At 58.1% G+C, this 12,809-nt stretch carries 8 protein-coding genes; 5 read left to right on the top strand and 3 right to left on the bottom strand.

Features of this window, described 5'->3' with window-relative positions; all coding sequences use genetic code 11:
- Positions 1-62: 62 nt before the first annotated feature.
- Positions 63-2,222, bottom strand: coding sequence for a tRNA(Met) cytidine acetyltransferase TmcA (locus GPM19_RS10625; RefSeq protein ID WP_160419022.1), 2,160 nt, complete (start codon positions 2,220-2,222; stop codon positions 63-65).
- Between the two features lie 332 nt (positions 2,223-2,554).
- Between GPM19_RS10625 and dctP the strand changes: the two genes are divergently transcribed.
- From dctP to GPM19_RS10605, 4 genes are all read left to right on the top strand, one after another.
- Positions 2,555-3,658, top strand: coding sequence for a TRAP transporter substrate-binding protein DctP (gene dctP, locus GPM19_RS10620; RefSeq protein ID WP_160419021.1), 1,104 nt, complete (start codon positions 2,555-2,557; stop codon positions 3,656-3,658).
- Between the two features lie 67 nt (positions 3,659-3,725).
- Positions 3,726-4,226 carry a TRAP transporter small permease subunit gene (locus GPM19_RS10615; RefSeq protein ID WP_160419020.1) on the top strand — a complete coding sequence of 167 codons (501 nt, stop codon included), beginning with the start codon at positions 3,726-3,728 and terminating at the stop codon, positions 4,224-4,226.
- A complete protein-coding gene (locus GPM19_RS10610; protein WP_160419019.1) occupies positions 4,223-5,554 on the top strand; it encodes a TRAP transporter large permease in 1,332 nt (443 codons plus the stop codon). The genes GPM19_RS10615 and GPM19_RS10610 overlap by 4 nt, the downstream gene beginning before the upstream one ends.
- A gap of 310 nt (positions 5,555-5,864) precedes the next feature.
- Entirely contained in the window at positions 5,865-7,481 is a 1,617-nt protein-coding gene (locus GPM19_RS10605) for an ABC transporter permease (RefSeq protein WP_160419186.1), read from the top strand.
- Here GPM19_RS10605 and GPM19_RS10600 read toward each other — a convergent pair.
- Entirely contained in the window at positions 7,434-8,561 is a 1,128-nt protein-coding gene (locus tag GPM19_RS10600) for an ABC transporter ATP-binding protein (RefSeq protein ID WP_160419018.1), read from the bottom strand. The two genes, GPM19_RS10605 and GPM19_RS10600, sit on opposite strands and share 48 nt — an antisense overlap.
- Positions 8,562-8,831: 270 nt before the next feature.
- Here GPM19_RS10600 and GPM19_RS10595 point away from each other — a divergent pair, with 270 nt between their 5' ends.
- Entirely contained in the window at positions 8,832-9,860 is a 1,029-nt protein-coding gene (locus GPM19_RS10595; RefSeq protein WP_160419017.1) for a Fe(3+) ABC transporter substrate-binding protein, read from the top strand.
- A 100-nt stretch (positions 9,861-9,960) separates the two neighbouring features.
- Here the strand turns inward: GPM19_RS10595 and polA are convergent, their stop codons facing one another.
- Entirely contained in the window at positions 9,961-12,750 is a 2,790-nt protein-coding gene (gene polA, locus GPM19_RS10590; protein WP_160419016.1) for a DNA polymerase I, read from the bottom strand.
- Positions 12,751-12,809: the final 59 nt, after the last annotated feature.

The raw sequence follows: 12,809 nt of genomic DNA, 5'->3' as shown, positions 1-12,809 counted from the left end.
AGATAGAGCTTCTTAGAAGATCGGCACCGTTCCAGCGATGCCGATCTTTTTGATTTCGCCGATCAAAGTACCTCGGCGTGCAGCAGCGCAGCCACCGCCTGCCGCAACTCAAGGGTTGCCGTGCGCCGTGCTTTGTCCAGCGCCCAGCCCTGGAAGGCCCAGCCCGCCAATTGCCGACAACGTTGCTGGTCCGCTGCGGCCAACGGCCGTTGGCACCCATGCAATACCAATGCCTGAATCGCCGGTCGCGCCAGGGCCGGTTCACGCTGGGCGAAGGCCACATCCTCAAGGTCCTGACGTATCGCCTCCGAGACGATGGGTTTCGGCAGGTCGGCGAGCAAGGCGGTCGCCACCGCGGCCGGCAAATTGGTCAGTTCAAAGGCGAGCAACCCAGGCAGGGCCGCATGGAAACGCTGGCGTAGCTGCTCAACCAAGGCGCTTCCTTGCGCAGTAAGCCCTTGCGCCACCATCAGCGCATGCTCTCCGGTAGTCGTATCCCGCTTCAAGCCCAGGCGCAGCGGAGTGAAACCTAGCGCACGCCAGAAGGCCAGCAGATCAGGGTCGGCACCAAAGGTGGCACCGTAAATTTCACGGCCTTGCGCTCGCGCCAGCGGAATATCCGCTTCGATCAATGCCCGGCCCAAGCCTTCACGGCGGCGCTCTGGGTGCGTGGCGATACGCGTCACTCGCCGCCAGCGCCGCATTACCGCCTCGCGAGAACCGGCATGGGCGGCAAGCGACTGCGCCAGCAAATGGCCTTGGGGGCGTCGTTCGCCCCGTGCTACCCGGTCCGCCATCTCACTATCGAATCCGCCCTCATCCCGGGTGACCAGCACCGCCTGTGGCAAAAAACCCTTCGCCTTGACTACCTGCAACCGCGTACCGGGGCCATCCAGCAACTGACGCAGATCGCTGGGCGTGGTGCGATAGTGCGCCTGCACCAGCAGGCCGAATACCGCTCGCAAGCGAGGCTCGTCGTGCGCCAGCTCCGCTCGCGCTAGCGAGACCACCTCAGCCGGTTGAGAGGATACCGGCCCCGGCTGGGCGTCGAGCAATAGAAGCGACGACGTGACTTCTTCCAAGGGGTCCCCGCTTGTCCAGCGCACCGGCGTCTGCATCTCGATTTGACGCCAATCGGGGGTACGTTGGTCCAGTTGGGCGCGAAAGCGCAACGCAAAACCACGCCCCGAGCCTTCATAGCCATGAATCGTGGTGGCAAAAGCGATGCGTGGAAAGGCTTCCAACCAAGTACCAAGCAAGGCAGCGGGAATCGCGGCGGCTTCATCGACCAGTAGATAGCTGCCCTTGCCGCCCAGGCTATTTTCCACCACCTGGCGCGTCAGGGCATCCGGCGCGACGAAGCGAACCTCACCGGCCCCGGGAAGCACAAAGCGTAAGCCATCACGCAGGCCTTGCGGACACAGCACTTGCAACCGGGCAAATACCGCTTCGACGGCACTCGGGCGAGGCGCGCTGAGCACCACCAATGCCACACCGGATTGCAGCAGGTGGGCGCTGGCAATTCCCAGGGCCGCACTCTTGCCGCGTCCACGGTCGGCGGTGATCACAAGCGGTCGGCGGCGACGCAGATGGGTCAGTTGCTGCACCACCGCTGCCTGGTCAGGCGTCACGCACTCAGTGGCTAGAGCTTGATCGCGTTCACCTAGCGTTGCAGGCTTCGACCTTGCCGAAAGCCGGGGCAAACGCGGATATTGGTGAGCCTGCCAATCCACCACCTGGTTGGAGCGATGCAGCTGCTGCGCCAAACGCTTCAGATAATTGGCTGATAACGAGTACCAGGCATGGGGGTAATCGGCAAATCGAGCATAGTCGGCATCCGGCGTTTCGCCCCAGTCAATCGGCGTCATCAGCACCAATAGCCCTCCGGCTTGCAGGGTGCCGGAAAGCGCACCCAGGGCGTCCGGGTCAAACCCATTGCCTTGGCTTACCGCGTCGATGATGACCAGCCCATGCTCGGCGCCTAGCCGCGTGCGTGCCTGGCGTGGGCTGATAGCTTCAATAACTGGCGCGGGGTCTCCCACCCAGAGAGGCGCTTGCCAGGAATGCGCTTGCCATAACGCCAGGGCGAGCCGATGGCAGTCAGCTGCATCGCCACGCAACCACACCAGATTACGCCAGCCTCGCCGTTCCAGCCGACATGCATGGCGAACCACCAGGCCGACGGCACGCTTTGAGATTTCGCTGGGAGAGAAATGCGGCATGCATGTTCCTTCAAATAGGCGTTTTATTTACAACTTTGGTATTAAAACCGCCTGCTTTTCAACGGTTTTCGATTCCTGCCCCGATGCCTGGAACACACCAATAAAAATCACAACACATTGAATTAAATAATAATTAAAATTAGCAACATTCACTAACCAAGAGTTTAAACACCTCTTACTGATATTGCGCCGCAACGGTTGAAATATGCTAGTTTGAAGCGGCAGTTGACCGATTAGGCAAGGCTTCGCCTGACGTGCACGTCAACTGCACCTTCCTGTTTCCCGATGATCAAGACCAACAATTTCACAAGCCAAACACCAGGAAATATGCCATGAAGAAGACAACCCAATTTGCCTTCACCGGCCTCGCTGCCGGTATCGCCCTTGCCGCCCTCTCCACAACCGCCCAGGCTCAGGAACGCTGGACCATGACTACCACCTGGCCGGACAACCTGGCGCTGATCGAAATCGATCGCCACTGGGCAGAGTTGGTCAACAAGCTGGCCGGTGACGAGCTGGAAATCAACTTCCGTGCCGGCGGCACTCTGGTGCCCGGCACCGAGGTGTTTGATGCCACCCAAACCGGCAGCATTGAAGCCGCGGGTGATTGGCCCGGTTACTGGGCCGGCCGCAGCCCGGCCTTTTCTCCGCTGGCCACTACCACCAGCCTGTTCAACGGCGTGGATTACCTGAACTGGATTCAACAATGGGGTGGTTTCGACCTCTATCAGGAAGTCTACGGCAACTACAACATGGTCTACCTGCCGTACGGGATCACCAATAACGAATCCGGTTTCATGGGACGTACCCCCATCGAAAGTCTGGCCGACCTCGACGGCAAGCGCATCCGCCTTTCCGGACGTGATCAAGGGCGCGTTCTGGAAGAACTCGGCGGCTCACAGGTCACCCTCGCCGGCGGTGAAGTCTATCAGGCCATCGAGCGCGGCGTGATCGATGCCGGTGAATTTTCCACACCGGGCGTCGACTACGAAGCCGGCTTTGCTGAAGTGGCTGAATACTGGGCCACGCCGGGCTGGCACCAGTCCGCCAGTGTCTTCGGTGTGATGATCAACAAGGATGCCTGGGACGCACTTTCCGAAGAGACTCAAGACAAGCTGAAGATCGCTGCCGAAGCCACCATGGCCTGGTCGCTTGCCTGGTCCGAACGGGGTTCCACCGAAGGCACCATCAAGTTCCAGGAAGCCGGTGTCGAAATCAACCAGTTCTCTGACGATGACCTGGCACGCATTCAGGACATCACCAATGAAGTGATCGTTCGCGGTGCCTGTGAAGATCCGATGCATGCCAAGGTTTATCATTCCATGGTCAGTTACATGGAGCATTATGCTAACTGGCGTGATATTTCCGCGCCGTTCAACATGAGCCGTACCATCGACAACCTGCCCTCACTGGAAGAAATCGAAGCCTGCCTGTAAGGCGCTCAACGCCGCCTCGATGCCTGGCATCGGGGCGGTTTTTTCGTATTGATTGCGGAGTTCCTCCATGAATGCAATTGCCAAGGCGATCGATACGCTCAATGAAGTGTTCGGGCGAATCATTGCGCCGCTGATTGCGATTATCGCACTCATAGTCCTTTACGATATTGCATTGCGCTTCTTCACCGGTCGCCCCAGCGACTGGGCTTTCGACGTCACCAAGATGCTGTTCGGGGCGCATTTCATGCTGATGGCGGCCTACGGACTGCGCCACCATGCTCACGTCGAGGTCGACGTGGTCAAACGGTTACTCTCACGCAAAAAGCAAGCGATTTTAGACATCATCGGCTACCTGATCTTCTTCGTGCCCTTCATGTGGATGCTGATAAGTCTCGGCTGGAGTTTCTTCATGCGTTCGTTCAGCCGTGGTGAAACCACCTATGGCATGGTCGCGATCCCGGTTTACCCGATTAAAGGCGTCATCTTCGTGGCGGCGGTACTGATCCTGCTGCAAGGCATCGCGATCTTAATCCGGGCTATTCAGCAACTGCGGGAGGAACGGGCATGAATTTAAGTCCGGAAATGCTCACCCTGGTGATGTTCGCCGGGTTGATGGTGGGGCTGTTCATGGGCCATCCCCTGGCGTTTGTGCTAGGCGGTGTCGCGGTGATCGGCGCCCTTGTGGGTCCTGGCCTGAATGTGATGGGCACCCTGATCAACAACATCTATGGCAATGCCATGGATAACTACGTGCTGGTGGCGATCCCGCTGTTCGTGTTGATGGCGCGGTTTCTGAACGACTCGGGTGTGACCGAGAAGATGTTCGATGCCATGCGCCTGTTGCTCGCCAACCTGCGGGGCGGCTTGGCATTGACGGTGGTCATCGTGTCGGTGCTGCTGGCCGCAACCACCGGCATCGTGGGCGCCTCGATAGCCGTGATGGGCATGATCGCCCTGGTGCCGATGCTCAAGTATGGCTACAACAAGGAGCTGAGTGCCGGGGTAATCATGGCCAGCGGCTGTCTGGGCATCCTGATTCCGCCCAGCATCATGCTGATCCTGATGGCCAGCTACTCGCCGGTCTCGGTAGGGGCGCTATTTGCGGGGGCCTTGGTGCCGGGGTTGATGCTGGGGGTGATGTACGCGCTCTATGTGCTGATCATCTGCTACATCAAGCCCGAGTACGGCCCGAAGGTGCCGGCGGAAGAACGCGCCCAGACCAGCACCGGCGAACTGCTGATCATGCTGTTCAAGTATGTTCTGCCGCCCATGGCATTGATCCTCGGGGTATTGGGAGCCTTGTTCACCGGGGTGGCCACGGCCACGGAAGCCTCGGCCATCGGGGTATTCATCGCCTTTCTGCTGTTCATGATCTTTGGCGACCGCAAACTCAAGACCTGCTACAACACCCTGATCGATGCCAGCAAGACCACCACCATGGTCATGCTGGTCCTAGTCGGGGCCACGGCCTTCACCGGGGTGTTCTCCCGCGGTGGTGGCATGAGCGTAATCAGCGACCTGGTGCTGGCCATGCCCGGTGGCACCACCGGGGCCTTGATCCTGATGCTGTTTCTGGTGTTCATCCTGGGCATGTTCCTCGACTGGACCGGCATCGTGCTGCTCAGCTTCCCGATCATGTTGCCCATCGTCGAGGCCATGGGGATCGATATGCTGTGGTTCGTGGTGATGGTCGCGGTGGTGCTGCAGACCTCGTTTTTGACACCGCCGTTCGGCTACGCCCTGTTCTATCTCAAAGGGGTGGCACCGCCCGGGGTGGAAATCGTCGATCTGTACAAGGCGGTGATTCCGTTCGTGGCCTTGATCATCCTGGCATGCCTGTTGATGGCCTTCTTCCCCTGGTTGATTACCGGTTTGCCGGCCATCTTGCTGGGTTGATTGTTTTCTTTGGGTTGGCCCCATCCGAGTTGATGAGCAGGGATTAATAACCACAATGCCCGCCGCTGAAAAGCGGCGGGCATTGTGGTTCATGGTCCAGGTTGCGTTCATAGGCCTGACACAGGCTGCAGGCATAGACACTGAGTGATACTATTCTCATCCGCCATCCAATTACATTCAGCTGGTTTTCGCCCTACCTACCGGAAGGAGTTATCGCTTGGCCCGTTCAGCCGCTCTACGACGCCCATCACTTACTCGACGATTATCCCTGCGCTTCAATGCCTGGAGCGCTTTGACCATTGTCATTGCCATGATCGTAGCCCTGCCGGTGATAACGGTACTTGCGCATATTTTCATGCCCACCGATGGGATCTGGCAGCACCTCGCCAGTACCGTCCTGGGTCGCTATCTGAGCAATACCCTTTTTCTGGTGGTAACGGTGGGCATGGGCACTTTCGTGATCGGTACCGGCACCGCCTGGCTGGTGGTGATGTGCCGTTTTCCAGGGCGTCGACTTTTCGAATGGGCCTTATTGCTGCCGTTAGCGGTGCCGACCTATGTCATTGCTTATGCCTACACCGATTTTCTGCAGTATGCCGGGCCGTTGCAAAGCTGGTTGCGAGCGGTCTTCGAATGGGGTCGGGACGATTACTACTTTCCCAATATCCGTTCGCTGGGGGGTGCGGCCACGCTGATCACGCTAGTGCTTTATCCGTATGTCTATATGCTGGCGCGGGTCGCTTTTCTCGAACAATCGGTCTGCGTTCTGGATGTGGGACGAACCTTGGGACGCGGCCCTTGGCGGCTATTCAGCAGCGTCGCATTGCCCTTGGCGCGCCCGGCGATTGTCGGCGGGGTTTCGCTGGTACTGATGGAGACACTCAACGAATTCGGCGCGGTGCAATACTTTGGCGTGGATACCTTTACCACCGGGATCTATCGCACCTGGTTCGGCATGGGCGAACAAGTAGCTGCCGCCCAGCTGGCCGCCTGCCTGCTGGCGTTCATCATTGTACTTGTGCTATTGGAGCGCTGGTCGCGAGGCAAGCGGCGTTACTTTCATACATCAAGCCGCTATCAGCAACTACCTGAATACCAGCTCGACGGTTGGCGCAGCCTTGCCGCTTTTAGCGCCTGCAGCTTGCCAATATTGATCGGCTTTCTGATCCCCAGTGGCCTTCTGGGTCACCTTGCCGTGCGCCAGGGTGACAGACTGTTTGGCACACAGTTTCTTGAATTTGCCGCTAACAGCCTGGTGTTGGCAACAGTAGCCGCAGCAGTGGCCGTCGGCTTAGCGCTTATCCTGAGCTATGGGGTACGCCTTCATCCCGGCCCGGTAACGCGCAGTGCCACTCGCATTGCGGCCATGGGGTATGCCGTGCCCGGCTCGGTCGTCGCGGTAGGCATCTTGATCCCTTTCGCTTGGCTGGATGATCAGCTCAATAGTTTCTTGCGTGAGCATTATGGCATCATTGCCGGGCTGGTATTCAGTGGCTCCGCCTTTATTCTGGTGTATGCCTACGTAGTGCGCTTTTTGGCCGTCTCGTTCAATACACTGGAAGCCAGTCTGGGCAAGGTAACTCCCAGTATGGATGCGGCCTCACGAACCTTGGGCCAAACGCCGGGTGGCACCCTGCGCCGAGTGCATACCCCCATCATGCGCGGCAGTCTATTGGCCGCCGGAATTTTGGTATTCGTCGATGTCATGAAGGAGCTGCCGGCAACGATTATTCTGCGGCCTTTCAACTTCGATACATTGGCGGTGCGTGCTCACAACCTGGCCGCGGATGAACGGCTTGCCGAAGCCTCCACCGCCTCATTGACCATTGTGGCGGTGGGTATCATTCCGGTCATTCTGCTGAGTGTGGCCATGCGCCGCTCACGCCCTGGAAGCGGCCAGGTCGAGAGGAAAGATAAACACCTGTGAAGGATCCAGTTGAATCGAAACCGGCTGTCCTTCTGCGGGAAGAAAAACCCCGGGCATCCGGGCATGCAGGTGCGCCTCATGGCCCTGTATATCGTGGGCACAGATATGTAACAAACTGGTGCGACCCAGCAATTTGGCCATGATGATGTGGCTACGCCGATGCAGCGCCGGCTCGTCAAGCTCGATTATATTTAGCGCTTCGGGGCGGATCATCACTTGCACGCGACAGCCTTCTTCTAACCCCGGGGCCGCCACCGACCCGACCGGGGTTTCCACCGCTCCATTCTTCACTTCGCCTTCCAGATCATTGACGTCGCCGAAGAAGGACACCACGAAAGGATGCTGGGGCGCACAGTAAAGCTCGCGGGGCGTTCCCATCTGCAGGACATGCCCTTCGTGCATCAGGGCGATGCGGTCGGCCATGAACATGGCTTCTTCGGGGTCGTGAGTCACCAACAGCGCACCCGCTCCTACCTTCTTTAACAAGTGCAGCGTATCGTCGCGGATGCGATCGCGCAGCCGCGCATCCAGACTTGAAAACGGCTCATCCAGCAGCATCAACTGCGGCTCCGGCGCCAATGCCCGGGCCAACGCAATACGCTGCTGCTGCCCCCCTGAAAGGGTGTGCGGATAGGTGGAGGCAAACTGCTTCATGCCCAGCTGCTCGAGTAGCTCCATACCGCGCCGACGACGCTCACGCCCGGGCATGGACTTGAGGCCGAAGGTAATGTTCTCGAGCACAGTAAGGTGAGGAAATAACGCTGAATCCTGGAATGCCAAACCCACGTTGCGCTTTTCCGGCGGCACATGCGCCATACCGGGAGCACTGATAGTGGTGCCATTGAAGGCCATGCTGCCCTGTTGCAGCACCTCAAGACCAGCAACGATACGTAACAAAGTGGTCTTGCCACACCCCGAAGGGCCGAGTAGGCAAACCACCTCCCCCGGCTGCATTTCCAGACTGATGTCTTCCAGGGCAACGTGCTGGCCATAAGCATGACGAATGTTGTGCATGGCGAGTACCGGCGCCTGGCCTGACGCAAGATGCTCGACAGCGGAGAGATTCAGTTGGCTATTCATAGTGAAATCGGCTCGACTGTACGAGAGAAATGTTGCTTTCCATGGTAACGCGAAACGTTCGTAAATACGTTGCAATTGTACTCCCATTTACATTTACACAACACAGAGCGCTTTTAGGGGTCCCCGCTTATTAGCTGAGCGAAAACTGACTCATATCATTTTCGTGCGCAGGACATAGTTGACAAGATAGGAGACAAAGCGCTTCAATAGCAAAATCGAATGCAACGTATTATCATTCAACATTCAATACCCACAACCAAGAGGCTTACAATGTTCACGCACTCTCGTCTCGTCCTGCCGTTCGCCGCCCTGCTCACCGGCGCTGCTTTTGCCACCAATGCATCCGCCGAGGAAGTGAACCTCTACTCCGCGCGCCACTACGACTCTGATCAAGCATTGTATGATGCGTTCACCGAAGAAACTGGCATCGAGGTCAACATTCTCGAAGGCGATTCCGACCAACTTATCGAACGTATTCTGCGCGAAGGCGCGGCTAGCCCCGCTGATGTGATGATGACCGTGGATGCTGGCCGCTTGTGGCGCGCCGAACAGGAAGGCATTTTCGAAGGCATCGAATCCGAGGTTCTCAACGAGCGTCTGCCTGAAGCCATGCGTCACCCGGAAGGCAAATGGTTTGGTTTCAGCCAGCGCGCTCGCGTTATCTTCTATAACCGCGATGCCATCGATCCCAGCGAAATCACTCGCTACGAAGATCTCGCCGATCCCAAATTCGAAGGCCAGGTCTGCATTCGTTCCTCAAACAATATCTACAATCAGTCGCTCCTCGCCTCCATGATCGCGCACCATGGTGAAGAAGGTGCCCAAGAATGGGCGCAAGGCGTGGTCGACAACATGGCTCGCCAGCCGCAAGGTGGCGACACGGACCAGATTCGTGGCGTGGCCAGCGGCGAGTGCGACCTGGCGGTTGCCAACCACTACTATTACGTACGCCTGCTGGAACCCGACAACGAGGCTGACCGTGAAGCTGCTGAGAAAGTCGGCATCATCTTCCCCAACCAGGATGGCCGCGGCACTCACATTAACGTTGGCGGTGCCGGTGTAGTGAAAGATGCACCGCATCATGACAATGCTGTTCGCTTCCTGGAGTTTCTGGCATCCGACGACGCTCAGGAAATCTTCGCTGCCGGCAACAATGAATTCCCGGTCGTAGAAGGCGTGGAAAAAGCTGAGGTACTGGAATCCTGGGGCGACTTCAAGCGAGATGAGCTGAATATCAGCATCCTGGGTGAAAACAATCCTGAAGCCGTGCGTATTTTCGACCGTGTCGGCTGGCGCTAAGCGCTAGACCTTACCGGTTCGTCAAAAGGCCCGCAGAGCAATCTGCGGGCCTTTTGTTTGGAACAAGCGCGCTTGAGAAACAGGCCCTTTTGAGACAGCCCTAGTGCGCCTCATCCCAGTTGGCGCCACTTTGCGCTTCCACCAGCAGGGGAACGCTTAGCTGAGCGGCGTGCTGCATGCGTGTTTTGACTTCGTCGATAAAGTCCGCGACTTGAGCATCAGCCACTTCAAACACCAGCTCATCGTGAACCTGCATGACCATCAGGGCTTGAATGTTTTCTTTTGCGAGCCAGGCATGAATGTCGATCATGGCGCGCTTGATGATATCCGCAGCGGTGCCTTGCATGGGAGCGTTAATCGCCATACGTTCGGCACCTAGGCGACGATTACGGTTCTGGGCGTGAATTTCCGGCAGATACAGGCGGCGGCCGGACACGGTTTCCACGAAACCATCCGCTGCCGCCTGAGCTCGAATCCGGTCCATGTAGCGCGCCACACCGGGATAACGGTCGAAATAGCGGTCAATGTAGGTCTGGGCCTGGTTGCGCTCGATGTGTAACTGACGCGATAACCCCCAGGCACTCATGCCATAGATCAGCCCGAAATTGATGGCCTTGGCGCTGCGGCGCTGGTCACCGCTGACCTTGTCCAGTGCCACACCGAACACTTCCGCGGCGGTTGCGCTGTGAATATCGCGCCCCTCGGCAAAGGCATCGAGCAACCCCTTGTCTTCGGAAAGATGCGCCATGATGCGCAGCTCTATCTGAGAATAATCCGCGGCCACTATCTGGTAGCCGGGGCGCGCCACGAAGGCCTGACGAATCTTGCGACCCTCTTCGCTGCGAATGGGTATGTTCTGCAGATTAGGGTCCGAGGACGACAAACGCCCTGTCGCGGTGATCGCCTGGTGATAGCTGGTATGCACCCGGCCGGTGGCCTTGTTGATCAAACGCGGCAGCTTATCGGTATAGGTCGATTTCAGCTTGGCCAAGCCGCGATGCTCCATGATCACCTTGGGCAGAGGGTAATCCAGCGCCAGCTCTTCGAGTACCGCTTCGGCCGTGGAAGGCGCTCCCTTGGGGGTTTTCTTGTTGGCGGGAATTTTCAGTTCCTCAAACAGGATCTGGGCCAACTGCTTGGGCGAGCCCAGGTTGAATTCACGCCCTGCCAACTCATGGGCCTTGAGTTCCAGCTCACGAATACGTTCGGTCAACTGCAGGCTCTGCTCATGCAAGCGCTCGGTATCCAGGGCCACCCCGTTGCGCTCGATACGCGAGAGTACCTTGATCAACGGCAACTCCAGATCATCGAGCACCTGCGCAAGGCGCCCTTGCGCTTCCAGGCGGGGACGCAATTCGTGCTGAAGCCGCAGGGTGATATCCACATCCTCGCAGGCATAAGGCACCGCCTGTTCCAGAGCGACCTGATTGAAGGTGAGCTGCTTGGCACCCTTGCCGGCAACCTCTTCGAATGTGGTGGTCTTTTCGCCCAGATACTGCAGGGCGAGAGAATCCATGTCATGTCGCGTGGCGGTGGAATTGAGCACGTAAGAGGCCAGCATGGTATCGGCGAATGGCCCGACCACGTCAATGGCGTAATTGGCCAACACCGAAATGTCGTACTTGAGGTTTTGACCGATCTTGGTTCTGGCGGGACTTTCCCATAACGGTTTGAGCGCGGCTAGCACCGCCTGGCGATCAAGCTGGGTGGGCACGTCCAGGTAATCATGCGCCAGCGGAATATAAGCTGCCTCACCGGCTTCAAGCGCCAGCCCCACCCCGACAATTTCCGCTTCCATGTAATTGAGGCTGGTAGTTTCCAAATCGAAGCAGAAGCTATCCGCGGCCTCCAGACGCGCAAGCCAGGTATCCAATTTGCGCTGAGTCACGATCACCTGATCGAGGCGCTGACTGGACGTGGAACTCGTGCCAGCATTGGGCGTTGCGCTACCCCCCTCCTTGGCTACCCCCGGCACCGGCTTGCCGCCCGCCACATCATCCACGCCTTCATCCTTGCCTTCCAGCAACTCGCCAAGCCAGGCCTTGAATTCCAGCTCGCGGTAACGCTTCATCAGTGCTTCCCGATCCGGGTGCGCAATGTCAAGATCATCCAGCCCCACCGGCAAGTCGCAATCGGTCTTGATGGTAGCAAGCTGATACGACAGGAATGCCTGGTCGCGATGGGCCTCGAGCTTCTTGGGAAGGGTCTTGGCACCTCGAAAGTCCAACGTCTTGACCTTTTCCAGGTCGGCGTAGATGGCTTCCAGCCCGCCGCCGATACCCTGCAACAAACCCAGCGCCGTCTTCCCCCCCACACCGGGCACGCCGGGAATGTTGTCGACCTTATCCCCCATCAAGGCCAGGTAATCGATGATCAGCTCTGGCGGCAGGCCGAATTTTTCCTTTACTCCGGCCACGTCCAATGTTTCGTTCTTCATGGTGTTGACCAAGGTAATATGCTCATTGACCAACTGTGCCATGTCCTTGTCACCGGTGGAGATCACCGCCTCGCGCCCGGCCTGGGTGGCTTGGTGGGCAAGAGTCCCGATAACGTCGTCGGCCTCGACCCCTTCGATACATAAAAGCGGCAAGCCCAGTGCCTTGACGCAGGCATGCAGGGGCTCAACTTGGCTACGCAGGTCATCCGGCATCGGTGGACGGTGTGCCTTGTAGTCGGCATAGAGATCATCGCGGAATGTCTTGCCGGGAGCATCGAACACCACGGCCATGGGACTGTTCGGGTAGTCCTTGATCAAGCGCTTGAGCATATTGAGCACACCTTTGACAGCACCGGTCGGCTGGCCGTCGGAGGTCATCAGCGGTGGCAAGGCATGAAAGGCGCGGTATAGATAGGATGAGCCATCAACAAGAACGATAGGGACGCTGGCCATAAACAAGATCCGTCAATACAGGGAGAATAATGCGCTCATGATACGCGCTGATGTCACAG

Origin of the sequence: Vreelandella zhuhanensis, assembly GCF_009793355.1 — a bacterium.
Taxonomy (GTDB): Bacteria; Pseudomonadota; Gammaproteobacteria; order Pseudomonadales; family Halomonadaceae; genus Vreelandella; species Vreelandella zhuhanensis.
The sequence above is the reverse complement of the archived record's forward strand: the minus strand, read 5'-3'. Positions and strand labels throughout refer to the sequence as shown.

What these genes read in the sequence shown, in the direction of transcription:
- GPM19_RS10625 (WP_160419022.1), bottom strand. Translation starts at nt 2,222, where the DNA reads ATGCCGCATTTCTCTCCCAGCGAAATCTCAAAGCGTGCCGTCGGCCTG.
- dctP (WP_160419021.1), top strand. Translation starts at nt 2,555, where the DNA reads ATGAAGAAGACAACCCAATTTGCCTTCACCGGCCTCGCTGCCGGTATC.
- GPM19_RS10615 (WP_160419020.1), top strand. Translation starts at nt 3,726, where the DNA reads ATGAATGCAATTGCCAAGGCGATCGATACGCTCAATGAAGTGTTCGGG.
- GPM19_RS10610 (WP_160419019.1), top strand. Translation starts at nt 4,223, where the DNA reads ATGAATTTAAGTCCGGAAATGCTCACCCTGGTGATGTTCGCCGGGTTG.
- GPM19_RS10605 (WP_160419186.1), top strand. Translation starts at nt 5,865, where the DNA reads ATGATCGTAGCCCTGCCGGTGATAACGGTACTTGCGCATATTTTCATG.
- GPM19_RS10600 (WP_160419018.1), bottom strand. Translation starts at nt 8,561, where the DNA reads ATGAATAGCCAACTGAATCTCTCCGCTGTCGAGCATCTTGCGTCAGGC.
- GPM19_RS10595 (WP_160419017.1), top strand. Translation starts at nt 8,832, where the DNA reads ATGTTCACGCACTCTCGTCTCGTCCTGCCGTTCGCCGCCCTGCTCACC.
- polA (WP_160419016.1), bottom strand. Translation starts at nt 12,750, where the DNA reads ATGGCCAGCGTCCCTATCGTTCTTGTTGATGGCTCATCCTATCTATAC.